Genomic DNA, 26,818 nt, shown 5'->3' with positions numbered 1-26,818 from the left:
TATATGAAAAACACGTTAAATCTATTGTTGTTTGTTATCATTTTGATTAGTTGTGGCAGTAATCGTTCGATTTCCCAAATAGATCAAAAATTAAATCATACAAAAGGAAAGGAGATTGTTTTACAAAAAGTGTTAAATGACTCAAGATGTCCAGAAGGAGTACAATGTATTTGGGAAGGAGAAGTAGTAATACAGGTAGCTTATTTTGAAAATGGGCAAATTAAAGAAGAAAAACAATTTACGTTAAGATCAAATGACCAAGAAGAAATTATAGAATGGTTTCGCTTACATTTGCCTAAATCTAAAAAAACTTTACAAACAGTAAGTGTTTTGCCTCTTAGAAAGAAAAAAGAAAGACAAATTCTCCCGATTGAATATAGTATAATATTAGGATATTAGTGACAATTGCAGTCATTACTACAAGAATTCTTTGGTTTCTTTTTACCAAAGAATTTTTTATATAAATAAGTTATAGCTAAAATTAAGAGCAAAAAAGCAACTATTTCTTGTATCATAAAAATGGTCTCATTAAATTTTTAAATGTTATTGGAATGATGTTTATAGTTCATTTTTTTAATTTTCAACTCAAAACTTGATAGGCAATAAAAGCCACTAGATAAGCAAATCCAGACATAAAAAAGAGCTGTATTGCAGGCCATTTCCAACCATTTGTTTCCTTTTTGGTAATAGCCAAAGTGCTTATACATTGCATAGCAAAAGCGTAAAATAATAATAATGAAACCCCAGTGGCGGTATTAAATAATTTTTCACCTGTATTAGGGTTTATTTCCTCTGCTAAACGATTTTTAACGGTTGCTTCTTGATCTTCAGAATCTCCAATACTGTAAATAGTAGCAAGAGTACCTACAAAAACTTCACGTGCGGCAAATGAAGAAATTATGGCAATTCCAATTTTCCAATCATAACCTAGTGGTTTAATTATAGGCTCTATACCTTTCCCAATTTTACCAATATACGAATTTTCAAGCTTATAGGAAGCAATTTGGTTTTCTAAATCCTCCATAGATTTAGTTTGTTCTGTTATAATCTTTTCGGCATTTTTAAAGTTTTCACCAGGACCATAAGAAGCCAAAAACCATAAAATAATAGATAATGCTAAAATAATCTTACCAGCACCTAACACAAAGGATTTCGTTTTTTCAATTACGTTAATTGCAACATTTTTAAACATTGGCAATTTATAATTAGGCATTTCAATGACAAAATAAGAATTAGAAGGTATATGTAATGATTTATGCAAAACCCAAGCAGAAACAAGAGCCATTAAAAATCCTATTAAATACATTGTCATTAAAGCAAATCCTTGCATATTAAAAACATACAAAATGCGTTCATTAGGAACAATTATAGAAATAATAATAGCATATACAGGCAAACGTGCTGAGCAAGTTGTAAAAGGAGTTACTAATATAGATATTAAACGTTCTTTCCAGTTTTCAATATTTCTCGTGGCCATAATAGCTGGAATAGCGCAAGCAGTACCAGAAATGAGAGGAACTACACTTTTTCCAGAAAGTCCAAATCGACGCATTAGTTTATCCATAATAAAGACTACTCGACTCATATAACCGCTTTCCTCTAGAATAGAAATAAACATAAAAAGAAAGGCTATTTGCGGTATAAAAATAATAATACCTCCTACTCCTGGTATAATACCTTGTGTAATCAAATCTGTCAAGACCCCACTAGGCATTATAAAGGCTACCCAACTAGCTAAAGAAGCAAAAGTATGATCTATAAAATCCATAGGAATACTTGCCCAATCAAAAATAGATTGAAAAATAAGCATCAAAATAAAAAAGAAAATAAAATATCCCCATACTTGATGCATTAGTATACGATCTAAGCGACTACGTAAATCTTTAGCTTGATTAAGATCAATTTTTTGACCTATTTTGAGTGTTTGATTAATGAATTGATAACGTTTGATAGTTTCCTTATGTTGAAGGTGCTTTAACTGATCTTTTGATTTAGTGAATGAAGGATCTGGTAATTCTATACGATCTAAATTAACAAAATTTATATCTTGGGTAATCACTAACCACAACTTGTACAATAATTGGTTGGGAAATGCTTTTTGTAAATCATTAAAATACTCTAGATCAATTTCAGAAGCATTCAAACAAGGTTCTATAGGCAAATTTTTATAATTAATAATTAAATCCTTTAGGTCTTCTATACCTTCTCCTTTGCGTGAACTCACTAAAGCAATTTTGGTTTTAAGTGTTTTTTCCAAGTAAGGAATATCTAATGAAATTCCTTTATAAGACATTCTATCCGCCATATTAATAACTAAGATGGTCGGAATTTCTAAATCTTTAATTTGAGTAAATAGTAATAAATTTCGCTTTAAGTTTTCAACGTCTGTAACAACTATAGCTACATCTGGGTAATCTTTATCGTTTTTATTTAAAAGAAGTTCAATTACTACATTTTCGTCTAATGAACTTGCATTTAAGCTATAGGTACCCGGTAAATCTAATATAGTAGCCTTTAAATTAGAAGCTAATTTACATATCCCTACTTTTTTTTCAACGGTTATTCCTGGATAATTACCGACTTGCTGATTTAATCCTGTTAGTTGATTAAAAACAGACGTTTTTCCTACATTGGGATTACCAATTAAAGCAATGTTAATATTACCAACTTTCATTACTCAATATCAAAAAGGGTTACTTGAATAGCATCAGCTGTTTCTTTTCGAATAGCTAAATGTGAGTCATTTACTAATAAATACAAAGGATCTCCTAAAGGAGCTATCTGTAACAATTGAACTTCATTACCAGGAAGACATCCCATTTCTAATAATTTTAATGGGACACTATCAATATCAAAATCGTCAATTCTTGCTTTTTGACCTTGCCTTAGTTGAGATAGGTTAATCTTCACTTATTTATTTAGATTGAATTAAGATTGTAAAAATAGGAAAATATATTCATCAAAATGCTATAAAAATGATTTGATGAATATAAAACTTAATCTCTTATTTTCAGATCCAGATTCCGTATTAAAAAAATAATTTAATTTTAAGGGATAAATCTTAATTTTTAACGTTAGAAAAAAATGACGTATTTGTTTCGAGTCATCCTTTATAAGCAAGAAAATTACACCTTGAAGATGAATATTTTTTAAAGCAAATATTCATCAAAATTGACTTTTGAGGCTAAAATGGAATAATCTATGACTTTTTCCTCACAAAATACTAACAGGGAATATGGTATTAAATTGATAATCAAAATATTTAATTACGAGTGTTTTATACCATTTAAACTTTAAAAATACTGGATTAAAAGTAAAATTCTCGATATGATTTTTTTCATTTTAAAACAACTCAAACAAACGGTTGAGTATATAATTGAAATCATCGTTAGTTCGAGCGCGAAGCGCATCGAGAATCAACACTCATTTTTATTGCTTTTGTAGAATAATGTCTAAATAAAATGTAGTTTGTCACTACGTAAGGAGGCCCCTCTTAATCAACATTATCTGATTCCTCCCTTTGGTCGAAATAACAAGATTGCGAACTTTTTGGACAGTCTTTTCTTAAGTTAATTAATCTAATATAATGGATTTAGAAATATTAAATTTTACTAGCAATCACCAATATCGTGAATTTGCGGCATAAAAAAAGCTGCCCTTTTAGGACAGCCTCATATTATTAAAATCCTAAATCATCAAAAGGCATTGCAGTGTTAATATATAAAGGTTCGCCACTGTCGAATAAATTTTTTATATAGAGATAGCAATTATTAAATTCATACGCTACTCTCCATAAACTATGCCTCATACGGAATATATAATTTTCTCCTAAAACCTCGTGAACTTCATCATAGCGATGTGCGTCGTGAAAATAGTCTTCATCAGTAAATAGATTTCTATAGTTCACTTTTCTATACTCATCAAGTTTATCGTAGTATTCTTTTGGTACTTTATGCTCTTTTTCTAAAAGTGTACGTAATGTTTTTTCGTAGGCTTCAATAATATTGCCATACGAACCCGCTTCTAAAAAAAAACTCTTTTTTGCCTAAATCTTCTCCAAAAAATGATTTGAAAATTTCTGTTTCTAAATAAGCTTGATCTTGAATTGGACGATTTAGGGTGAGTATTATACGAAATTTCTTAGTTCCATTCATACCTATATTTTGGTAATTTTTTGTCGAAACTAAAACATAATCATTTATTTTTTCTTCCATATATTATTTTTTAAAAGTAAATACTATTTCTTTTAGGTCTTCGATATTTTCAAGTTTTTCAATTAACTTCATTTGTTCACTAGCATCATACAATTCTGCCTTCCCATATCCTTTACTTTTAGCCCATTTTCCTGTAAAAGTTTTTAAAGCAGCTGCTTCAAGGTTTTCCTTGGTAATTGGTTTGCCTAACATTTCATACTTTAGGGTGTGTAAATTTACTGATTCTTCAATCTTTTTATAAACAAAAACCGCCTCTAGAAAGAGACGGTTACATTATTAAAAACCTAAATCATCAAAAGGCATTGCAGTGCTAATATATAAAGGTTCGCCACTGTCGAATAAGCGTTTTATATACAAGTAACAATTATTAAAATTGTAAGAAACTCTCTGATAATCACCTCTCATTTGCAAAACATAATAATCACCTAATATCTCGTAAACCTCATCATGACGATGTGCATCGTGAAAATAGTCTTCATCAGTAAACAGATTTCTATAGTTCACTTTTCTATATTCATCAAGTTTATCGTAGTATTCTTTAGGTACTTTATGCTCTTTTTCTAAAAGTGTACGTAATGTTTTTTCGTGTGCTTCAACAATGTTTCCATAGGAACCTGCTTCTAAAAAAAACTCTTTTTTGCCTAAATCTTCTCCAAAAAATGATTTGAAAATTTCTGTTTCGAAAAATGTTTCATCTTCAAATTTTGGTTTTAAGAATATTGAAGTGAAATATTGTGGTTTTGTTGCCGCTTTCATTCCTTCTGTCTTGTAGTTTTTAGTTGAAACTAATACTATATAATTTATTTCCTTTTCCATATTTATTGCTTAAAAATGAATACTATTTCATTTACTTTTTCAATATCTCCTAATTTTAATAACTCCCGAATTTGATTATCAGCATTATAAAGTTCAGGTTTCCCATATCCTTTACTTTTAGCCCATTTTCCTGTAAAAGTTTTTAAGGCAGCAGCTTCAAGGTTTTCCTTGGTAATTGGTTTGCCTAACATTTCATACTTTAGGGTGTGTAAATTTACTGATTCTCCCCCAGGATAATCTACATAACTACTGTTTTTTTGCCATACCCCAAAAATACCGTCCAATTCTTGTCCTGCATCTTTACTTAAAGCAGCAAACCCATCATTAATAATTGTTTCTCCTAAACTAAGATCTGTCAATCCTGTCTTGTTTGCTTGCAAAGTTGCATTCAAATTAGGTGGTATAAAAATATCAGCATAAAAATACTTTTTATTTTCGATTAAAGGGTAAGTTCTTGAATCTGCAAAATGAATTTCACAACTAAAAATATCTTCTTCAATTTTATCATAAGGAGTCCAATTTTTTTTCCCTAGTTTGAAATCGTGTAATTCATAATAATATTTTCCATTACCTCCACCTCTGAAAAGCTCTCCAACTGGTGTTTCACCAGTTTGCGAATGTAACAGCCTTGTTTTTCCAGAGGCTCTTTCGGCAAAAAAGAAGTTTTCCATTGCTACTTGACCTTCATTTTTATATACATCTAGAGCCTTTTCCATAAACTCTTGTGCGCCTTTCTTACTACCAGAGTAAATTTCAGCACCTTTAAAAAATATGGTTGTAGAAAAAGCACTTTCAATTACTTTTTCTATATAAAATAGGATTTTACGTCCTGTTTTTATAGTATATAATGCTAAAATAGTTTCAGGAAATTGAACATAAAGTACTTTTATAGATAGTGGTTTATATATTTTTGATGTTCCTTTAATGAATTTTACTCCATCTATTGTAGCTTCATAAGGTTCAAGATTAATTTGTTTTGCCTTGATTCTTACTTGAAGTTCTTTTGCTATACCGCGAACATTAATTAAGTCAGAAATCAGTCTTACCCACATCGCATAATGTATATACTCCGTAAGTATTGGATGTCCTTTTTTGAATTCTTTGAACAATGTTGCCCCAAAAGCTACATCTATAGTTACCCCTGTGGCGGCATAGGCTACCCCTAAAGTACTTCCTGCTTCTACTGCCGCGATTATCTCGCCTACTCCAATTAAACAAAAAGCAAGTTGAAATGTGACCTCGGCAGCTAGTATGGCCGTTTCCCAACTTTCTTCGTGATATAATAGATATACGAAGCAGGCAGGTAGCATATACACTTCACCCCCTTTGAGCTCATATTTTTCAATATCCTCGACAGGTGTAAAACTTACAAGATCTAGTGGGTTACAAAGAATTGGTTTTTGTAAATCTTCTTCTCTTATTTTTGATAAAAATGGAGCCGCTTCCGTTGTTTTTGCATATTTTAAAAAAACATTTAATTCAGTAGTAAATTTTATTTTTCTATTTTCAACGTCAAATTCTTCAATGTTATGATTACCAAAACTATGATTATCAAATAATAATTGTCTACCAAATTTTATTGCCTCAGCATACTTTTTGCTAACTTCCCCTTTCTTAATATAAGTCATATAGACACTTGTAATAGTCATACAGACTTTTGAGAAAGCGCCAATTTTTAAATTATTAAGCAAGTGAAATAATTTTCCTTCTTGTTCCAAACAAATTATAATATCAAAAAGATCTTGTTTGTTTGTACAGGTTCTAAACAAAGCTTCCACTATATCTCCGTTTAGTAAATTATCACCAACGCTAAACCTAGGATAAGCAGATTCGTCCTTAGTACAATACATTTCGATGTATTTTAGCCTGTGCTCTTTGCTTAGGTTAAAAAAAGGCGTATCTATAAACCATTTAAATTTAGTTCCTCCAGCAGTCAGATGCTTTTTGACTAAATTTTTCATTTCCTCAATGTTTTTAACTCTACCTTCTGTGAGATCTTTTAAATAGGTTTTATACCATTGTAGTTGTTCGATTAATAATTTTAAGTCTTTTGAGGTATAGTTTTTTTCATTATTATAAATTATACCAAAATAATTATATGGGTCAGCTTTTGAAATTATCCATTCATTATAAGTATGTTTTTCCTCAGCGCGCATTTTAGCAATAGTTCTATTGACTTCTTGCAACAGTTTTACAACCCCTTTTTCCTTTAGATTTACTCTACTTTTTAAAATCTTACTTGTAGCAGTAAAATTACTTTCTTGTTTTGTATTTTGCTCACTTATAATAAATTTATAATCAGCGATAGCATTATTTAATGCTTCAAGGATTTCATTATAATTAAAAAGAAAAGCTTGCTTTTGAAGGTTCAAAATGGTATTTACAACATAATCCTTATAAGTCATCTTACCTTTTATGTTTTTAAATTCAAAAGTATTATCAGATGATAACCTTGTATAAAAGGATGCTGAATAGCCCGTAATCCTTATGTATAATTCGTTTTTACTACCCAAAACATAAAATATCAGTAAATCAGCTTTGTTTTGTTTTTTTAAAAAACTTGGATCGTCATATTCATCTAATAATTTATCTAAACCACTGTAGGATAAAAATTGTAAATAATAGGGAATTGATTCATCATTTTCTAAAGCGTTTTTATTTTTAGTTAATCCTAATGCTTTTATTTTATCTAGTTTCATATTTTTAAGGATTTATTGTTTTAAAAAATGGTGGCTATACACCACCATTCTGTTAAACTATTTAATTTAGAGTACTCTCTGTTTCTTCCCCTCTTGACAGTTTGGCTTCGTCTAATCTGAAACTTGAAGCACCTTCCAACTCACCAGGATTTTCACAATCGGTAGGGTTGTTTTCAGGGAAAATAGGCAGCGGTTGTTCTACTGGTAAGCCGGTTGATTTATCCTGTAAAATAGTCAGTGCTGTAGGGATTTTAGTAATCCAGTATTTACCCTGAGGTTCTCCTACAGGAGCACGCATTTCGTCTGCGATACTCATGTATAGTGGATCACCAATTACGGGTACTTCGCCACCGTTCCAGATTTTTCCAGTAGTCATAAAGAATTGTACGGCATCTTCAAAACCAGGTTTTACCGTTACAATAATTCTTGCTAATCCTGCTTGTAAAAAACTTCTGAATAAAGGGTCTACCGAATTAGAAATATACATTTCTTGCCATTTTTCTCTTTTTCCCCAATAGTAAGGATAAAAAGTATAATCCATAATTTGCCATTCAAACGCCTGTTCCATAAATTTTGCCAATGCAGTATATTTATCAAGATCTTTATCTAAAAGTACTTGAAAGTCTTCCATTTTATCTCCTATGGAAAAACTGGCTCCTAAAGTGCCTATATAATCTTGTAGTAAATAAGCTATACAGTTGTGTTTTAACACATCTTGCTCCATGAAGCGATAAAAGTTACTCATTTGTTCTTTTGCATTTTTTTCTTTTTTCTTTTGTTCTTCATCTAACTTTGCTTGTTCTTCTTGAAATTTTTTATAGGCTTCTTCATAGGCTTTGATTATTGCATTGAAATTTTCGGTTTGCCAAGCTTCTAATTTGTTAGGATTTATTTTTAAATTGAAATACATATTGTATTCAATTTCACCTAAGTTATAACCTGAGTTTTTTAAGCTAAAAGTATCTGATAGGTTTAGGTCATCAATTGCTATTGTTCCAGATATTGTTTCAAACCAAAATTCTTTGTTAATACCATTGCTAAAATCTAAATTAATTCTGCTGGAAGATCCTGAATCTTCTCTCCAATAAGTGAAGTCAATTTTCACTGATTTAGCTACATATCCATCATTTAATTTTATATTTCTTTGATATACAGGACAATTACCTCCATTGTTAAATTTTTCCACAAAAGAATAATGTTGTGTATCTGTTTCTTTTAAAGGGGTCAACTCTACTTTGTAGATTTTAGCCCAATATTCTAATAATTTTCTTGTTGCCTCTTTTCCAGTTGCCATTTTTAATTCTCCTGTGGCATTTCTAGGGTCTACAGGAGTTGTAAGTATTTGACCTTTAGAAACCATAAACGCTAAACGATGCAGCCTTGCTGGTTCTGGCACCATAAATTCAAACATGGTTCTTTTACCATAATTATAAATTTGATTTTTATATTTAATGTCTATCCATCTATATACACCTGAAATGTGTTTAGGTCTAATGCTTTTTGGGTTATTGATTTCAGATACTTTTCCTCTGTTATCAAATTCATGTACATTTGTTTCTGTATATTCTTTGATAATTTTTTGAACGCGTTCTTCTGAAACTCTGCTCACTACTTTTTCCATTGCTTTTTCCGTAATTTCTTGGGACTTCATAACGGCTTGACGAATGCTGTCTTGCTGAGCTGAATTGTTAGCATAACCACCTGTCATTTCAAAATTATAAGCTCCTGTATTATAACTAAATCGTGTATTTGAGGTTATATTTTGTTCTTTCTTAATTTCTTTTGCAATTTCAGTTTGCATATCAGCTCTTGATGTTTTAGAGGTATCTGATAATTTTTCCGATTCTTGATATTTTGAGGTTGTATCTGTAATTTCAGAGTAATCTCTAGAAACGGATGATTTATGTCGTAACTCACTAGCCATTATGTTTTCAATGTTTGAAACTAACCCTGGCACGTAGGCATGAACACTTTGAACTACTTTTAGGTAATCTGCAATACCCACTCTTTTTATACCGAAATTATTTCTTTTAGAGCGAATATTTTCTTTATGAACGGGGGTTAACATTCCTACTTTTCCATCAGAAAACGCAAGTTTATCTATTTGGGCATAATATTCTTTATTATCTGAAAAAATTAGCTCTACTCTAAAATTAGCTACGGATTGAAATTTTCTAACTAAAATGGGTGGAAATATTATTTTTTGATCTTTCCCTTGAATATTGGTATAAATTTCCTCAAAATGTCCTAAATCAGTATCTGCAATAATTTTAGCTTTTACAAGCATGGGATCAAGTTCATAAGTATCAAATAAAAAACTCACAAAAGAACCTGAATCTCCCGAACCAACTGTTGCATGGTATCCAAAAGGAATAATTTTATTATTGTTATTGTGTACTGGAATTGTTGCTCCTTCTAGATTTATGTATTGTTCTTGAACTAATGGTGTATTGTCTAAAATAATTTGATCAAGATTTGATATTTTATCTTGTATTTTTGTTAGTATATCTTCTATGGTTTTTAATGTATCATCTAATTGAATTACATTTTCTCCTAATTGTATTTCTCTACTCGACACATTTTCTGGCTTTAACATGGTCTTTTGAGTTAAGAAAACAGAAGGTTTTGAATTTGTAAAGGATCCTATTAGGGTATCAAATGATTCTGAAGATAGTTTAGTCTTAAATACAGCTAAATCTATTTCATTTTTATATTCAAATTCGTATGGAACAATTTCTATTTTTTTCAATTTATCATATAAAGGCTGTAATTCTTCTTCTGATGCTTTTACATTAATTAATTTATTAATTTCGGATGATACGAGATCTTGTTCTTGAAATTTTAATTGGTTTTGCTCTGCGTAATTACGATATGTTCTCTTATAAGTTTCTTCTCTTTCTTTAAAATAGTCCTGTTGAACGGATTTTAGCTCTAAATCTAATTTTTTGAGTTCTTCTCTTTTATAAATAGCGGTTTGAATCGTTAAATTATTTTGTGCATATAATCGTAGTTGTGTTTGATCAACTCTGGACAACCTAGGATCATTTGTTTCTTCATTTGTTTCTTTAACTGTTTCTTCATGTAAAAACAATTCTTTGGGAATTACTATTTTTCCATTCAAGCTATTTTTTGCAGGATCTTCACCATTTATTTTTACAAATTCTTCGTCTATTTGCATATTTTGCGCAAAGCCTGTGTGAATAGCTTTTAGTATATCGCAAAGAGCTTCTTTTATATAAAAGTTTTTTTGGGTTATTATTTGATAAATTAAATTATCCCAAAGTATTGTTAATTTACTAATGGCTTCTGAGGTTAATCCTCTGTTAGAATCCATCATTTGTTTGTAATAATAATCAGTCTTTTCCCAATCTTGGTCTGTAATTTCTTCTCTTTTTGTAATTTTTCTACCAATAGATAGTAACTGTTCATAATTCTCATTTTTTAATTCTTCTTCTGAATTAAAAGGAATGAATTTTAGTCCTTTTCTTTCAATAAAATCTTCTATTGCCTTAATTTTTGAGGTGTTTTGAGGGCAGTTCATAATTACTTCATCAAAAACTCCTTTTACTACTTTAGGTCTTTGTATGAAGCTTAAATTTTTTATTTTAGTTTCTGTTAATTGTGGGTTTCTTAAACTCACCATTCTAAAAAGCGTCTGTGACGCATCATTTCTTGTACTCATTTTTTATTATTTAAAATTACTGATGAATTATTATTTTTGTTTGTGTTTATGATAGATGGAGGGATAGGCAAAACGGATCATTTGTTTTTCACCAACTTTTTTACTATCTCATCTAGTTTTTCTCTATTTTGGTCTACATAGTACATTCCCGCTTGTATAAGCTCATAAATATTCTTTTCTGTAGTATTATCCATTTCAGGAGAAGCGTTTCGTAATAAAGGGGCTAAGCGATAATAGTTTTTACGGTTACGCGTACCTAATGCCTGATACATTGTGCTTAAATGATAATTAACTGTTTCAGCATTTGAAGACAATAAAATATCTATCAATGGACTAATCCATTTAATTTTACCTGCCTCTTGAAACTTTTCAAAAGCATAGGGTTTTAACACCTCTCCAGTTCCAATGGATACAATGATCAGATCTTTAACCTCAGGATAATCTACTTTATTCGGGTTATTAAGAATTTTTGAAAATGGAATTTTACTAGCTTCGGCAAAGGCGCATAAAGCAGGGTTATTAGCATAAACGCCTCCATCAATTAATGTAAATTCTTGACCATACAGTGATTTAATTTTTGCTGGTTCAAAATAGGTAGGAGCTGCGCTTGTGGCTCTACAAACATCTTTTACATAAAAATTTTCTAAATCAGTATGCGCTTCATGACTACAAAAAAACTTAGCTTTTCGTTGATGGATATCATAAGAAGTAATAAGACATGGTTTTATTAGTTTTTTAAGTTCTGTTTTTCCAAAAATAATATCCAGTTCTTTTTCAATATTTTTCTGAGATATTTTTTCATTAAATAGACCAAATGGATTAAATATTCCTTCCCAAAATGAAGTGTTAAATATTTTTTCGCCTTCTTTTTGGTATAAATCCATGGCTTTGTTAACCGAAAATAATGCTTGATTACTATTATCAGGATGTAAAAGAAAACAAGCTAATAACCCTCCTGTGCTACTACCTGCTATTAAATCAAAATAATTTCCAATTTTAGCATTAGGATTATCTTCTTTTTGCAATTGTTCTTCTATATACTTAAGAATAACACAGGTTATAATACCTCTTATTCCGCCTCCATCTAAACTTAAAATTCTTATTTTACTAGACATCTTTTTATCGTTTATCTTTTTTTATTTTTAAAATAGACACAAGAATTCCTATCGGAATAATTCTAGTCTTAAGAACTATCCCAGTACTTTATTTGTTTCATACAATAATTTTTTATACTAAAATGATTTAAAAAACTTTTTGACTTATACAGCTTTTATTCGGTATTTAGACGATTATAATCTTAATAAGTAGATCAAAATCTTTCAACAGTACAAATATATAAGATTATTTTCATAACACAAAACAATATTTAGATTATTTTCTATTTTTAGAAGAAATAAATCAACTTAAAAAAGGTTTATAAGATTTTAAACCACTATGTAAAGATTTTTTTCGTATTTTTACCTCAAATTTCACGATTATAGTATGGTTTCAGAACGATTAGGACATTATTTGGATAAAAAAGGAATTAGTTTTTATGCTTTTGAAAACAGTTTAAATGCTGGAAGAGGAAGTATTTCTAAAGCCGTAAAAGAAGGAAAAAGCATTGGTTCAAGTATGCTAGAAAATATTCTTTCATTATACAATGATTTAAATCCTACATGGCTCTTAACAGGAGAGGGAAATATGCTAAAGGATGATGATTTTATCTTAAATAAATCTATCCAAGCTTTTCCTTTAAAAACAGATAATTCTGTTCATTATCAACAAATCCCTTTATATGACATTGAGGCTACAGCTGGTTTAGTTCCTTTATTTTCGGAGTCTTCAAACAATGTCCCATTAGATTATATTTCAATTCCTAACTTACCTAAATGTGATGGTGCTATTTATGTAACAGGTGACAGTATGTATCCTTTACTAAAAAGTGGTGACATTGTATTATACAAGGAAATAAATGATATTCAAAATGAAATATTTTGGGGAGAAATGTATTTGTTAAGTATTGAAATGAGTGGTGAAGAATTTGTAATGGTTAAATACATTCAAAAATCAGAAAACGCAAACTTTGTAAAATTAGTTAGTCAAAACAAACATCACCAAGACAAGGAAGTAGAAATAAGCAAAATAAGAGCTCTAGCCTTAATTAAAGCCAGTATACGAATTAATTCTATGAATTAATCCGATCCCTGTTTTTAAATTTGTTTAATCTAAATTATGCGTTAGACTTTGTCTTGAAGATAAAAGTACACGTTTTTTTATCACAACTATCGTTATACTATATTGAACACAAAAAATGGAGTACTTTTTTTAGATTGAAAGTTATTTTTATCTACACTAAATTTATAATATATAATCTGGGCTTAAAATCAATTAATAAAAATTATACAAAAAGTAAAATTACCAATACCATTTATTACTAAAGTTTCAAACGATGAAGTCTTCCAAAGTCTTTATCTAATTATATATTCTTTTAAGAAATAAGACAAAAAGAATCCTTATCATTCAGAAAATTCAAACGCCTTCTTGTTTCCAAAAGTGCTTCTTTATCCAAAGTTACTAATTGCACTTCTGAAGTTTCAAAAGGTGCAACCACATAATTTCCAAGATAATCTACCACTTGCGAATGTCCTACATATTCCAGTTGACTGCCATCAGTACCTATACGATTAACGCCTATCACATACGAAAGATTTTCTACCGCACGGGCGCGCAATAAAATATCCCAAGCTTGTACTCTTGGTTTCGGCCAACTGGCTACATAAATGAGTACATCATAGTTTTCGACATTACGTGCGAATACTGGAAAACGTAAATCATAACAAATTTGGAGACAGATTTTCCAGTCTTTGTATTCTACAATTACTTTTTCTTTACCTGCTGTAAAAACGGCTTCTTCTTTTGCCAAAGTAAACAAGTGATGCTTATTGTAATACTGCATACTCCCGTCAGGATGCACAAAAAGCATACGGTTGTAGTAATTTCCTTCTTCTTCTATCACCACGCTTCCTGTAATCGCACAGGCATTATCGATAGCTAGTGTTTGCATCCATTGCACGGTCGCACCCGTCATGGTTTCGGCAACCACTGAAGGATTCATTGTAAAACCCGTGGTAAACATTTCTGGCAACACGATTAAATCGGCAGCTTCTTGAATAGCATTGATTTTTTGTTCGAAATGATTTCGATTAGCTTGAGGATTTTCCCAAATTAAATCAGATTGTATTATGGCGATTTTCATTTTCATCACTTAAATTTCATTAGGTTGCATCCATTGTATTCCTGAACCTTTAAAATAATTCAGAATATAAGGTACTGCTGTTTGTGCTTTTTCATGAACATCGTGGAAAAGCAAAATCCCTCTTCGCCACAATAACATCAAACTTATTTGTCTGTCTGCCACTTCCCTAGCGGTGATATGTGCATTCCAATCTTGTGAATCGATATTCCACAAAACCACTTTAGACTGCGTAGTTCCCAAACTTTTAGCTAATTCTTCCGTTCTTTGACCATACGGCGGACGAAAATATACGGGTTTATCAGAATCGGTCAATTGTTGAATTAAATCGCTGGTATACGTAAGTGACGACTTCCATTCTGCTAATCTCTGGTGTGAAACATGCGTTTTTCCATGCGATGCCAACAAATGTCCTTGATATAAATTTTGAATTTGTTTATCCGTCTGCATTCGTTTTTGTAAGGCGTCACCAAGAACAAAGAAAACACCTTTTTGATGTTGCTCATTGAGGACTTTAACCATCTTATCCGTATTCCCATTTTTTACCGTTGGTCCATCATCAAAGGTTAATAAGAATTGCTTTGCAGGCAAATTAAAACCATTGATTTCATTTTTTGCCATCAACCCTATTTCACTCGTAATTCTAGGGTACAAAGAAGCTAAACGACATTGCTCATACATATATTTATCATAAAAATCCAAACTGGCTTGATACCACGCTTTCAAAGCAGAAGGCATTTTTACTTCTGGATGTATTTTAGCAACATCTTCCCAAGTATTGATTTCATTTATTGCAATCAAATCTTGAAGCGAAGCTTTCGTTAACGCCTTAAAATTAGCTAGAATGATTTGCTTTGTTTTTGCTTCCCATTCCCGAACGGAAGTCACCGATACTTTTTTCAAATCAAGTTTTTGCTGCAATTCGGCTTCATTAAGTCCTTCATAAGCTTTAAATGCTTTTGAAAAAGCTATCATTTCACACTTGGATGCCACATCAAAATTATGCGCACTATGGATAGGATAGGGCCATAAAGCCCTATCTATTTTTGCAATTTTATCGGGCCCGTTACTTGCCAAACAAAAATTTGTGAGCAACAAGAATCCAATAACTATTGTTTTAGTAAGCTTATAAACGTTGTTGTACTCTACTAATCGCTTTGTCATACACTGGATTTTGTTTATGTTGTTTGGCCAATTTATAATTCTCTAATGCTTCTTGTAAATGATTTTTTGCTTCATAAATACGAGCAATATTATAATAAGAACCTGCTTTTACTGTATTTGCCGTAGTACCATTAGCTAAGGCAATGGCTTTACGATTTGCCCATAAAGCCTCCGCTTCTCTCCCTGATTTTTGAAATACCAATCCTAAATTACCGTAAAACAATCCTTCTGAGGGATTTAATTCAATAGCATCTTGATAAAAACCTATCGCAGTTTCATAATTTCCTGCATGGTATTGTTCTTCTCCTCTTTTGTTAATTTGTTTTGCGGTTGCAACATCACTGGCAGAAACCATTGTTTGCTGTTCTGAAGGGCGGTATTCACGTAGTATTGAACGTACACCTTCCCAAGACGAAGCATCTCTGTAATCATTAATATCCACTAAGTTTCCATTTTCATCAATGATAAAAGGAATCCAAACGGTTCCTACTTTACCTGCTTGTGGCGTATAGGTTTTGATTAAAGTATTTCCAATGTACACATATACTTTTGCTCTACTAATGTTGGCCAAATTTGCATTATTTGTATTATCCTTATCCGAAAAATTATGTACTGCATACACATACTTTTTACCTTGTAATTTCTTAGAAATAGTGATGGTTTCTGGTCCAAAACTGTCTGTGTCGTCCACGTCTAATTTTGCATTCACCGCATCCATTTGGTAATAACACACGTATCCTCCTTGATAAGACAAGTGGGAGTCAATATCCAACGGTCGTTGTCCCCAACTTAACACGATACGCATTCCGTCTAATTCGGTCATAAACGGACTGATGGCATAGGTTAAACCTCCACAAGGACATTTAGAAACCAAGGTGGAATACCCTTCCTTTTTAATAATAATGGTTAAGTCATTAGTATTTCGGAATTCCTCTGGAATCATCACTTTTCCAGCGGAATTGGTCATCCGTGTTAAGGAAGTTTCTCCATTTTTTTGAAAGATAACTTGAGCATTCGGAATCACTTTATCTTTTACCACGGCACTCAACACAAGAATTTCATTATTGTTTTGTGCTAAGAAAGTTTGAACAATAAAAAATAGAGCAATACTTAAAATCTTTTTCATGATTTATAACTGTTTAATTTGCTTTGTCTAATGTATTCCAAAATGCTAAGAAATCCTTTTTTACCTTTTCGGGCAAAGTCGAAAAATGAGCATCGTATTTTGTTTCTGTGAAATTATCTTCGGCGGTCACCCAAAGTTTGTAAGCTACATTCTTGTAAACAAGTACGCCCCAAACTTTTTGTAATGGACTTTCAGGTCCTGCCTCATTTTCGTCAACTACCAATAACATTTCCGCGTTACCATCCTTATCGGCATCGCTATACATCATCCTATTATTGACAAAAGCCAAGGATTTATTTACGGGGTGTGTAAATACGGTAGAAAAAGATTTGGTATAGCCGTCTGGAGTTTTGGTGAATTTTTCGATAAAAAGTTCGTCGTTCGCAGCACCAGATTTGTTTTTAGAAACTACCAAAACATTCTCGGTTCGGGTATCATTGATTCCTGTGGCAAACATTTTTCGGTCGCCCTGAAAAGGAAGGTCATTCTTGGTCAAATTTTGTGTAAAAGCACTAACTACAGTGGTTACTTGTGCCTGAAAGGAATTCGTAATCCAGAGAGTAGCCAGCAAAAATAGTTTTTTCATTGTTTGTTTTTTAGAACCCAAATTTAAGAATTTGTTGGTCAAAAAGTTCCATTGGATTTACTTTCTCAAAAGCTAGTTTCAAAGGTGCAAAATTTTTCACTTCTGTTTCTGAGGGCATATCCTCCTTCATGGTATTTACTTGCGTCATTTCAATCTTACCAGTCATCACCTCATAACTAGCAATAGTTTGCCCTCCAGCCCCTGCATGAAAACTTTCCATTGACTTAAGAAATAATCCTCCATTTTCAAATTGAAAAATTATAGTGGTTGTACCTGAAGGTCCCAGTCCCGAAAGCTCCATCATCAACTGATTTTCCTCTATAGATATGGTTTCGGAGTCATAAATTTTATATCCTTCATCACTATATTCAACAGGAAAGACGAGCTCTGACTGCTGGAACAACTGCCTTCCTTTTTCCTTATCCCCAAAAAACACTAAGGTCTTTCTTGCCATAGTATCGTCTTCTATATTTCTGAGCACATAAGCATAATCTTTTAACCCATCTTGATTCAAATCGCCATCACATTCGTACTGAATTTCAAAACCCTCAGGAATATACTCATGAATGTCATTTTGAATTTGCGGAGGATTAGGGTTTTCTTTGGCTACTTTAGGTTGAGGCTTAGTAACCTCTGCAATGGGTTTATCGTTTTTACAGCTTCCTAGCAAAAAACAAAGCATAGAAATACTGAAAATAGTTTGTTTCATTGTTTAGCTATTTAAAGTTTACGGAAATAGGACTAAAATATCATTCCCTAAATCGTAAGCATACAAATCATCTTTTTCAGCATCATAATACAACCATTTAATTTTAGTCATTCTACCTTCAAAAGAAGTACCTAAACCAATAAGCGTATAGGTTTTACCTTCACGTTCTTGCTGTTCGATGGAATACTCTAACGCATCTCCTGCTTCGAGATGTGCCTTTAATAATTCATTATCTGAATTGGCCACATAATATTCGACCCAGGTATATAGTTGTTTCAAATATTCTTCAGAATATTCATTTTCATTAAACCAATGATATTTGAACTCTTTTTTGTAAGTTTTACGAAATTGAGACAGTTTTCCTTCCTTTATTTTCTTAAAGGAAACCAACCACTCCGCCAGCTCAGGTGTTTCACCATCACCTGCAATATAAATAGTGTCCATTTTCCAATGCACTTCTACTTTATCACCTCGAAGTAATGTTCTATCGTCGTTAGTATCATTGATAAAACTGTATATTTTAGCATTCTTTCTGAAATTTATCAGCTGGTAATCTCCATCATCATTATAATTAACAAATTCAAAAACATCTGAAAACAACTTAGAAGCTTTCTTTTTATCAGTCTTGGATGATTGCTGTTGTGGTACTTTTTGTAATGTGGCTGTGTTGTCCTTGCAACTGCACAAACAAACAATCAACAAGGTTACGAATACATTTTTTAGAAATTGCATATATTAGTTTAGTTTTTAGTAAGCTTAATTAGAAGCATTTGATGCTAAAAATGTCTTTACTTTTTCAAAGCTATAGCCCTTTCCTTCTTCTAAAGAACCTGTTTCTTGTACCTTAAGCAATTTACCTGATGCCTCTAAAATCATAAAAACGGGGTACCCGTGTTTTTCTCCAGGATTGCCCTCATATTGACTAAAGAACTTTTCGTTTTTATTCTTAGGAGACCAATTCAAATGATAATACAAATAATTAGCATCAACCAGTTGTTTCAATGCCTCATTTTTATGGATAAAATCATTCAATCGCAAACACCAAATACACCAGTTTCCTCCTACTTGAATTAAGACTTTCTTGTGTTCTTTTTGGGCAACAGCCAGCAATTCTTTTACTTTAAGAGAGGCATCTTCCTCTTCATGATACGGTTTGGCTAAAACCGCTTTTTCCTGTTCCACTTTCTTTTTAGCTTCTGTTTTTTCATCGGTGGTTTGAGCGAAGTTAGCTTGACCTATTAAAAGCAAGCATAGGATTAACTTTTTCATTTATAAAAAATTTTACGTGAATATACTAAAAAAAGAAAACCCTTTCAGTCAAGATAGGCCGAAAGGGTTATAAACTTATGTTAAAGCGATTATTTCAAACTCGCTTTTAAGTATTCACTGTTCATACGAGCGATATTTTCTAATGAAATACCTTTTGGACATTCGATTTCACAAGCACCTGTGTTTGTACAGTTACCGAATCCTTCTTCATCCATTTGACGTACCATGTTTAATACACGTTGGGTAGCCTCAACTTTTCCTTGTGGTAACAAAGCATATTGAGAAACTTTTGCCCCTACGAATAACATCGCAGAACCATTTTTACAAGTTGCCACACAAGCACCACAACCAATACATGCCGCAGCTTCGAAAGCTTTGTCAGCATCTACTTTAGGTACAGGAATTGTATTTGCATCAATCGTGTTACCAGAAGTGTTCACAGAAACGAATCCACCCGCTTGTTGGATACGGTCAAAAGCTGTTCTGTCTACTACTAAATCCTTGATTACAGGGAAGGCTTTACTTCTCCATGGCTCTACATAAATTGTATCGCCATCGTTAAACATACGCATGTGTAACTGACATGTAGTAATTCCAGTGTCAGGACCATGCGCACGACCATTAATAAACATAGAACACATTCCGCAAATACCTTCGCGACAATCGTGGTCAAAAGCAATAGGCTCTTTCTTTTCAACGATTAATTGCTCGTTTAATTGGTCCATCATTTCTAAGAATGAACTGTCTGTAGATACATTGTTTAATGAGTAATCTACCATTTGTCCTTTGTCAGAAGCTTTTTTCTGACGCCAAACTTTTAATTTTATATTGATGGTTTTCTTTGATGCCATAATTTTATTTTTTAAGTGATTAGTGACTAGTAAAAAGTGATTAGCACAATCTAAACTTCTATTTACTTTTCACTATTTACTTTTTACTATTTACTACTTATAATTACGAGCTGCAATTTTAATGTATTCGTATTTCAACTCTTCCTTATGTAACACCGATTGGTTGATGTCTGCTCCTTGATATTCCCATGCGCCTACGAATGAGAAGTTTTCATCATCACGTAAGGTTTCTCCTTCAGCATCTTGGTACTCTTCACGGAAGTGACCTCCACAAGATTCTTTACGTTGTAACGCATCCATTGCCATTAATTGACCTAACTCCATAAAGTCAGCTACACGTAATACTTTTTCTAGCTCCGTATTCATTTCATCAGCAGCTCCTGGAACATACACATCAGCATAGAACTCTTTACGTAACGCGTCAATTTCAGCAATGGCTTCTGTTAAGCCTTGAGCATTACGTCCCATACCTACTTTATTCCACATAATAAGTCCTAGTTTTTTATGGAAATAATCAACCGATTTAGAACCGTTATTATTTAAGAACGCATTGATTTGATCTCTAACATTTTTCTCTGCTTCAACGAATTCAGGTAAATCAGTAGAAATCTTACCTGTACGAATTTCATCTGCTAAATAGTTAGAAACTGTATAAGGTAATACAAAATAGCCGTCTGCTAAACCTTGCATTAAAGCGGATGCTCCTAAACGGTTTGCTCCGTGGTCAGAGAAGTTAGCTTCACCTGCTACGAAACATCCAGGAATAGTAGACTGTAAGTTATAATCAACCCATACACCACCCATAGTATAGTGTACTGCTGGGTAAATTTTCATTGGGGTTTCATAAGGATTTTCATCCGTAATTTTTTGGTACATGGTAAATAAGTTACCATATTTTTCTTCTAACCAAGCTTTCCCTAAAGTAATGATTTCTTCTTGAGAAGGATTATGATTTCCTTTTGCATAAGCAGCTTGTTTCCCTTTTGCAATTACTTCTGAAGCGAAATCTAAATAAACCCCTTCATTAGTGTCGTTAGCTTCGATACCAAAACCAGCATCACAACGCTCTTTTGCTGCACGAGAAGCTACGTCACGCGGTACTAAGTTACCAAACGCTGGGTATCTTCTTTCTAAGAAATAATCTCTATCTTCCTCTGCAATTTGAACGGGTTTTAATTTACCTTCACGGATAGCTTCTGCATCTTCTTTTTTCTTTGGAACCCAAATACGACCTGAGTTACGTAATGATTCTGACATTAACGTTAACTTCGATTGATTGGTTCCGTGTACTGGAATACAAGTAGGGTGAATTTGTACATAACAAGGGTTTGCAAAATAGGCTCCTTGTCTGTGGATTTTCCACGCTGCCGTTACGTTACTTCCCATCGCATTAGTAGATAAGAAATATACGTTACCGTATCCTCCCGATGCAATAATTACTGCGTGTGCTGAATGTCTTTCAATTTCACCAGTAATTAAGTTACGAGCAATGATACCACGTGCTTTACCATCTACTTTTACTAATTCTAACATTTCGTGACGGTTGTACATTTTAACACGTCCTAAACCGATTTGACGAGATAAAGCAGAATAAGCTCCTAATAATAATTGTTGTCCTGTTTGACCCGCAGCATAGAATGTACGTTGTACTTGTGTACCTCCGAATGAACGGTTGTCTAACATACCTCCGTATTCGCGAGCAAATGGAACTCCTTGTGCCACACATTGGTCGATGATATTACCTGAAACCTCAGCTAAACGGTGTACGTTAGCCTCACGAGCACGGTAATCTCCACCTTTGATAGTATCGTAGAATAAACGGTATACTGAGTCACCGTCATTTTGGTAATTTTTTGCTGCATTCACCCCTCCTTGTGCTGCAATAGAGTGCGCACGACGTGGTGAATCTTGGAAACAAAATGCTTTTACATTATATCCCATTTCTCCTAATGAAGCAGCAGCCGAAGCACCTGCTAAACCTGTACCAACCACGATAACATCGATTTTTGGACGGTTGTTTGGAGCAACTAATTTTAAATTATTTTTATGATTTGTCCATTTCTGAGAAATGTGACCTTCAGGTATTTTAGAATCTAACTTCATATCTTATATAGTAAGCTGATTATTTAACAAAGTGAATATAAACCGGAATGATAGCAAACAATAATGGAACGATGATTGCAAATAATTTTCCGAATGTTTTGATAGCTGGCGTGAATCCGTTGTTAACTCCTAACGATTGGAAAGCACTTTGGAATCCATGTAATAAGTGGAAAGCCAATACAGCCATAGCTAACACATATAAAATAGTAGCAATCAAACCAAAAGAAGGGTTTTTGAAGAACTCAATCGTGATTTTGTGTAAATCTTTGTAGCCTTCACCTACTTTGATGTTTGCCATTTTGTTGTAAATATCTTTCCCATTTTTGATTTCCATCCCTTGTTGCTCTAACAACATTTTGTCTGCTGGGAAAAACTGACCTGCTTGTGTACCAATGATGTAATCTGCTTTTTGCCCCATTTGTTCCACCGTAATGGTTTGTAATGGCATTTCAGAAAAGTGCATTTTAGCCCAAAAGTTTGCCATGTGTGTAATAATAAAAACTAAAATCAAGGTTCCTAAAACCGCCATGTTTCTTGAAGCTAAAGAACTGCTATTTTGAGGATTACTCATAGCATAAGCTACAGGACGTGCTTTTTTGTTTTGAATGGTTAACATAATCCCATCCACAGCATGGAACAAGATTGAAAAATAAGTTACATAAGAAAGTAATTTTACCGCTGGATTGGTAGTCATAAATAACGCATACTGATTAAACTGTAACGCATCGCCAAAGATTAGCTGTAAGTTACCCGCTAAATGACCAGCCAAAAACAAGCATAAAAATAAACCTGTAAGAGCCATCCAGTATTTTTTTGCAATAGATGACTTTAGAAGTGCAGATTTTGCCATAGTATTAGATTGATTGTATAGTTTTATAAAAAATCAAGCAAAAATAAAGGAATTTAGGGGTAAATACAACCCAGTAAATGTTATTTATAATGAATATAAAAAGGAGGTTTTTAAAAACCTCCTTTTTAAAACAGTAATTCATTCAGATGCTATAATTTCTACAATGGTTTCTTCTTTTATTCCCTCTGATTCTAAGATTAGTTGACAATTGGATATGGGTAAATAAAATTGATTATTTTTTGCTTTTGGGATTTTTATATTGGGATCTTTTTTCTTCCATTTTTCAACTATAGATTCTGGCAATTGAAAATTATAATCTATTTTGTTCAATCCTGGCATTGCTTCAATTTCTTGTGAAAAAACAATTTGATTAACGTTATTTTTTAGTTTTAATTCAACTTTTCTTATTTTGTTTGAATAAAACCAAAATTCTGTTTTAGGTTCAAATATCTTTTCCCAATTACTCCAAGCACTTCCCCAGTGTTCGCTTTTAAAAATTGGTTTTATTGGGCAAAGTATAATATCTTTCGCATGTATCTGGTCTTTTATTTGTTGTACTTTTTCTACATTTACTTTGTAAAGTGAACGTCCATGTGTTCCTATAACTAAATCATTTGATTTTTTTTGTAAAACTAGATCATGTATAGCAACTTTTGGCATACCTGATGTAAAATCTTGCCAGACTAAACCTCTATCTAAGGTAATGTATAAACCATTATCTGTTCCTACGTACAGAATATTTTCATTTTTATGATCTTCTATAATAACATTTACTGGACTATTTGGCATATTAGATGCGATAGCTTTCCAAGTTTGTCCATAATCATCTGAAATATAAATCATGGTTGTAAACACATCGTTTCTATATCCATTTAAAGTAGCATATACCCTTTCTTTAGTATGAATTGATGCTACTATTCTTGATACCCAAAAATTTTGGGGTAAAGAGTCGGATATTTTACGCCAACTAGCTCCTCCGTCTTTTGATATATGTATTAAACCGTCATCGCTACCTGTATATAGCAATCCAAATTGTAATTTACTTTCGGATATAGTGGTAATAGTACCAAAAGTTATGTTTCCTTCTTTAGCTCCTTTTGTTAAATCGGGTGAAATAATTTCCCATGTATCGCCTTGATTCATTGAACGATGTAAGAAATTAGAGCCCATATATAGTATATCTTGATTATGAGAAGATAATAAAATAGGGGTTTGCCAATTAAAACGATAAGGTTTTTCCTCTTTATTGGGTTTAGGTGTTATGCTTACTGATTTGTTTTTAGCTCTATCCATTCTTTGGTAATATCCAAATTGAGAACCTGTAATGATGATATTAGGGTTTCTATTATCAATCTGGACTTGCATTCCATCTCCTCCTGACAAAAACTGATACGGATATATCCCTTCTTGTTGCCAATCTAAAGAATGTTTATAATCATTAGGTCCAACCCAAACGCCATTATCTTGTAATCCTCCATATACGTTATAAGGTTCTTGTTCGTCTACATTTACAGTATAAAATTGACCTACTGCTTGATTATTACATTTTAACCAATTTTTTCCTGCATCGTATGAAATATTTACACCTCCATCATTTCCATTAATGATATGATTAGAATTATTAGGATTTATCCAAATTACATGATGATCTGCATGTACATTATCTCCTTGTATGGATCTAAATGTCTTCCCTCCATCTTCGGATAATATTATGGAAACACCTCCTGTAAAAATATGATTTGGATTTTTTTTATCTACCGCAATATTTGCAAAATAATAACCATAGGTATAGAATAAATCATCTATATATTTTTCATTTGTTTTTTTCCAGGTTTTTCCACCATCTTCTGTTTTATATACTTCTGCTCCTATTATCTCTGTTTCTAATAAGGTTTTGTTAAGGTCTTTTGGATTTATGTTTTGTAGACTAGGTCGTTTGTTTTGATTATCTAAAATAGCGTATATAACATTTTCATTGTACGAAGCTAGACCAATACGTCCTATACCTTCATTATGGGGAAATCCGTTATCTCCATTAGTCACACAATACCAAGTGGTGCCTCCATCCGTGCTTTTATAGATTCCAGAAGAGATACCACTACCTGAAAAGTGCCACGCTTTTCTATCACGTTGCCAGACGGAAGCGTATTGAATGGAAAAGTCATTAGGCGCATAAGTAACATCTATAACACCTGATTCATCATTTACAAATAATGTTTGCTTCCAGGTTTTGCCTCCATCGAGGGTTTTAAAAACACCTCTTTCATTATTTTTAGTATATAAATGACCAATAACTCCTACTATAATTTCATCTGAATTATCTGGATTTATAAGAATCTTACTGATATGATGTGATTCTTTTAATCCTACATTTTCCCAAGTTTTACCTTTGTCTTTAGATTTTAACAAGCCTATTCCTGCATAAGAAGAACGAGATGAATTAGCTTCCCCAGTACCTAACCAGATTGTTCCTGATCTCCAATCAACTGATACTGCTCCACAATTTTGTGTTGGAGCAGTATCTAAAATAGGTTCAAATGAGTTTCCATTATTATTTGTATACCAAAGTCCTCCTGAAGCATAAGCCACATAAAACTCCGTTGGGTTTTGAGGATTAACGGCAAGATCCACCACACGACCGCTCATAATAGTAGGGCCTATATTTTTTAAAATAAGCGATTTAAACCAAGAAGTTTTTTCTAATTCTTGTTTTTGTTTCCATGATTTATGAACTTCGTCACTATTTGTTTGTGTGTAAAGAATAGTTGACATAAACAAAAATAAAGGAATATAGAATTTCATTTTTTTATTGTTTTTAAGAATTTGTATAAAATTAATACAATAAACCTTTATAAATTTACAACTTGAAGAAGTTTAACTTTTATAGTCTATGGTTAAAACTAATAAACTACTTACTACAAATGATATTGATTTTTCAGATGTTATAAAACAATTTCAAAGTCATTTCAAACCACTATACTTAAAAAAGAATACGTTTTTTGTGGAACAAAACGAAATCTGTCGCTTTTTTTGTTTTATTACTTCTGGAATCTTACAACATGCTATAGAAATAGATCATGAAGAAAAAACAACTTATTTATCTCTAAAAAATACTTTTACAGCTTCTCTAAAGAGTTTTTTAACCCAAAGTCCTTCTCGAAAGCACATCAAAGCGCTTGTAAACACAGAACTATTGGTTATATCTTTAGAGGATTTTATGAAACTGAAAGAGGAAAATCCTGTTTTTAATCAATTTTATTATGATCTAATCGAAAGACAAAGTTGTCTAATAGATGATTATCGCATTGATTTATTAGCTTTAAGTCCAGAAGAACGATATAAGAAACTTTTAGAAAACGAACCTAAATTATTAAATGAAGTTCCTTTACATTACTTGTCCTCTTTTTTAGGAATTTCAAATAGGCACATGAGTAGAATAAGAAAGAATAGTTTATAAATAGCTGTAACAGATAGTCTTTTTTATAGCTAATATTAAAATTAAAAATTGCGCCAT

General features: G+C 32.1%; 23 protein-coding genes. 3 read left to right on the top strand and 20 right to left on the bottom strand.

Annotated features, from left to right (window positions below):
- Positions 1–3: 3 nt before the first annotated feature.
- Positions 4–399: a hypothetical protein gene (locus ACUXZJ_RS04230; RefSeq protein ID WP_060383655.1), complete on the top strand. Its 396-nt coding sequence runs from the start codon at positions 4–6 to the stop codon at positions 397–399.
- A gap of 181 nt (positions 400–580) precedes the next feature.
- On the opposite strand, the gene feoB is transcribed toward ACUXZJ_RS04230, so the two are convergent.
- The 9 genes from feoB to ACUXZJ_RS04185 all read right to left on the bottom strand — a co-directional run bounded on the left by feoB (position 581) and on the right by ACUXZJ_RS04185 (position 12,526).
- Positions 581–2,674: a ferrous iron transport protein B gene (gene feoB / locus ACUXZJ_RS04225; RefSeq protein WP_060383656.1), complete on the bottom strand. Its 2,094-nt coding sequence runs from the start codon at positions 2,672–2,674 to the stop codon at positions 581–583.
- Complete coding sequence (locus tag ACUXZJ_RS04220) at positions 2,674–2,910, bottom strand: FeoA family protein (protein ID WP_060383657.1); 237 nt, start codon at positions 2,908–2,910, stop codon at positions 2,674–2,676. The genes feoB and ACUXZJ_RS04220 overlap by 1 nt, the downstream gene beginning before the upstream one ends.
- A gap of 769 nt (positions 2,911–3,679) precedes the next feature.
- Positions 3,680–3,907, bottom strand: coding sequence for a hypothetical protein (locus ACUXZJ_RS04215; protein ID WP_235588329.1), 228 nt, complete (start codon positions 3,905–3,907; stop codon positions 3,680–3,682).
- A gap of 88 nt (positions 3,908–3,995) precedes the next feature.
- Positions 3,996–4,214, bottom strand: a complete 219-nt coding sequence (locus tag ACUXZJ_RS04210; protein WP_060383658.1) for a hypothetical protein — start codon at positions 4,212–4,214, stop codon at positions 3,996–3,998.
- A gap of 3 nt (positions 4,215–4,217) precedes the next feature.
- Complete coding sequence (locus tag ACUXZJ_RS04205; RefSeq protein WP_060383659.1) at positions 4,218–4,406, bottom strand: hypothetical protein; 189 nt, start codon at positions 4,404–4,406, stop codon at positions 4,218–4,220.
- A gap of 84 nt (positions 4,407–4,490) precedes the next feature.
- On the bottom strand, positions 4,491–5,030 hold the full coding sequence (locus tag ACUXZJ_RS04200; RefSeq protein WP_060383660.1) for a hypothetical protein: 540 nt from the start codon (positions 5,028–5,030) through the stop codon (positions 4,491–4,493).
- Positions 5,031–5,032: 2 nt separating this feature from the next.
- Positions 5,033–7,729, bottom strand: coding sequence for a hypothetical protein (locus tag ACUXZJ_RS04195; protein ID WP_235588330.1), 2,697 nt, complete (start codon positions 7,727–7,729; stop codon positions 5,033–5,035).
- 61 nt (positions 7,730–7,790) lie between these two features.
- Positions 7,791–11,411, bottom strand: coding sequence for a hypothetical protein (locus ACUXZJ_RS04190; protein WP_235588331.1), 3,621 nt, complete (start codon positions 11,409–11,411; stop codon positions 7,791–7,793).
- Between the two features lie 77 nt (positions 11,412–11,488).
- Entirely contained in the window at positions 11,489–12,526 is a 1,038-nt protein-coding gene (locus ACUXZJ_RS04185) for a patatin-like phospholipase family protein (RefSeq protein ID WP_088466274.1), read from the bottom strand.
- Positions 12,527–12,893: 367 nt separating this feature from the next.
- Here ACUXZJ_RS04185 and ACUXZJ_RS04180 point away from each other — a divergent pair, with 367 nt between their 5' ends.
- Complete coding sequence (locus ACUXZJ_RS04180) at positions 12,894–13,589, top strand: S24 family peptidase (RefSeq protein ID WP_060383662.1); 696 nt, start codon at positions 12,894–12,896, stop codon at positions 13,587–13,589.
- 292 nt (positions 13,590–13,881) lie between these two features.
- Here ACUXZJ_RS04180 and ACUXZJ_RS04175 read toward each other — a convergent pair whose 3' ends face one another.
- From ACUXZJ_RS04175 to ACUXZJ_RS04125, 11 genes are all read right to left on the bottom strand, one after another.
- Entirely contained in the window at positions 13,882–14,649 is a 768-nt protein-coding gene (locus ACUXZJ_RS04175; protein ID WP_446196272.1) for a nitrilase family protein, read from the bottom strand.
- Positions 14,650–14,658: 9 nt separating this feature from the next.
- Positions 14,659–15,810: a polysaccharide deacetylase family protein gene (locus tag ACUXZJ_RS04170; protein ID WP_446195844.1), complete on the bottom strand. Its 1,152-nt coding sequence runs from the start codon at positions 15,808–15,810 to the stop codon at positions 14,659–14,661.
- The gene (locus ACUXZJ_RS04165) at positions 15,773–16,936 is read right to left on the bottom strand and encodes a tetratricopeptide repeat protein (protein WP_446195842.1); all 1,164 of its coding nucleotides are present in this window, start codon (positions 16,934–16,936) and stop codon (positions 15,773–15,775) included. The genes ACUXZJ_RS04170 and ACUXZJ_RS04165 overlap by 38 nt, the downstream gene beginning before the upstream one ends.
- Positions 16,937–16,949: 13 nt before the next feature.
- Positions 16,950–17,522 (bottom strand): hypothetical protein, encoded by a 573-nt coding sequence (locus tag ACUXZJ_RS04160; protein ID WP_063743506.1) that lies wholly within the window; start codon positions 17,520–17,522, stop codon positions 16,950–16,952.
- A gap of 10 nt (positions 17,523–17,532) precedes the next feature.
- Positions 17,533–18,231 carry a hypothetical protein gene (locus ACUXZJ_RS04155; RefSeq protein WP_446195840.1) on the bottom strand — a complete coding sequence of 233 codons (699 nt, stop codon included), beginning with the start codon at positions 18,229–18,231 and terminating at the stop codon, positions 17,533–17,535.
- 18 nt (positions 18,232–18,249) lie between these two features.
- Positions 18,250–18,963, bottom strand: a complete 714-nt coding sequence (locus ACUXZJ_RS04150; protein WP_446195839.1) for a hypothetical protein — start codon at positions 18,961–18,963, stop codon at positions 18,250–18,252.
- 24 nt (positions 18,964–18,987) lie between these two features.
- Complete coding sequence (locus tag ACUXZJ_RS04145; protein WP_446195837.1) at positions 18,988–19,500, bottom strand: thioredoxin family protein; 513 nt, start codon at positions 19,498–19,500, stop codon at positions 18,988–18,990.
- A gap of 89 nt (positions 19,501–19,589) precedes the next feature.
- Positions 19,590–20,351 (bottom strand): succinate dehydrogenase/fumarate reductase iron-sulfur subunit, encoded by a 762-nt coding sequence (locus tag ACUXZJ_RS04140; protein ID WP_060383669.1) that lies wholly within the window; start codon positions 20,349–20,351, stop codon positions 19,590–19,592.
- A 93-nt stretch (positions 20,352–20,444) separates the two neighbouring features.
- Complete coding sequence (locus ACUXZJ_RS04135; protein WP_060383670.1) at positions 20,445–22,454, bottom strand: fumarate reductase/succinate dehydrogenase flavoprotein subunit; 2,010 nt, start codon at positions 22,452–22,454, stop codon at positions 20,445–20,447.
- A gap of 19 nt (positions 22,455–22,473) precedes the next feature.
- Complete coding sequence (locus tag ACUXZJ_RS04130) at positions 22,474–23,304, bottom strand: succinate dehydrogenase cytochrome b subunit (protein WP_060383671.1); 831 nt, start codon at positions 23,302–23,304, stop codon at positions 22,474–22,476.
- A 138-nt stretch (positions 23,305–23,442) separates the two neighbouring features.
- On the bottom strand, positions 23,443–26,106 hold the full coding sequence (locus tag ACUXZJ_RS04125) for a VPS10 domain-containing protein (protein WP_063743502.1): 2,664 nt from the start codon (positions 26,104–26,106) through the stop codon (positions 23,443–23,445).
- Between the two features lie 88 nt (positions 26,107–26,194).
- Between ACUXZJ_RS04125 and ACUXZJ_RS04120 the strand changes: the two genes are divergently transcribed.
- Positions 26,195–26,761, top strand: coding sequence for a Crp/Fnr family transcriptional regulator (locus tag ACUXZJ_RS04120; protein ID WP_060383673.1), 567 nt, complete (start codon positions 26,195–26,197; stop codon positions 26,759–26,761).
- Positions 26,762–26,818 lie beyond the last annotated feature (57 nt).

Source organism: Flavobacterium sp. TN-1 (genome assembly GCF_052828645.1).
This window is presented reverse-complemented; position numbering and strand designations above follow the sequence as displayed.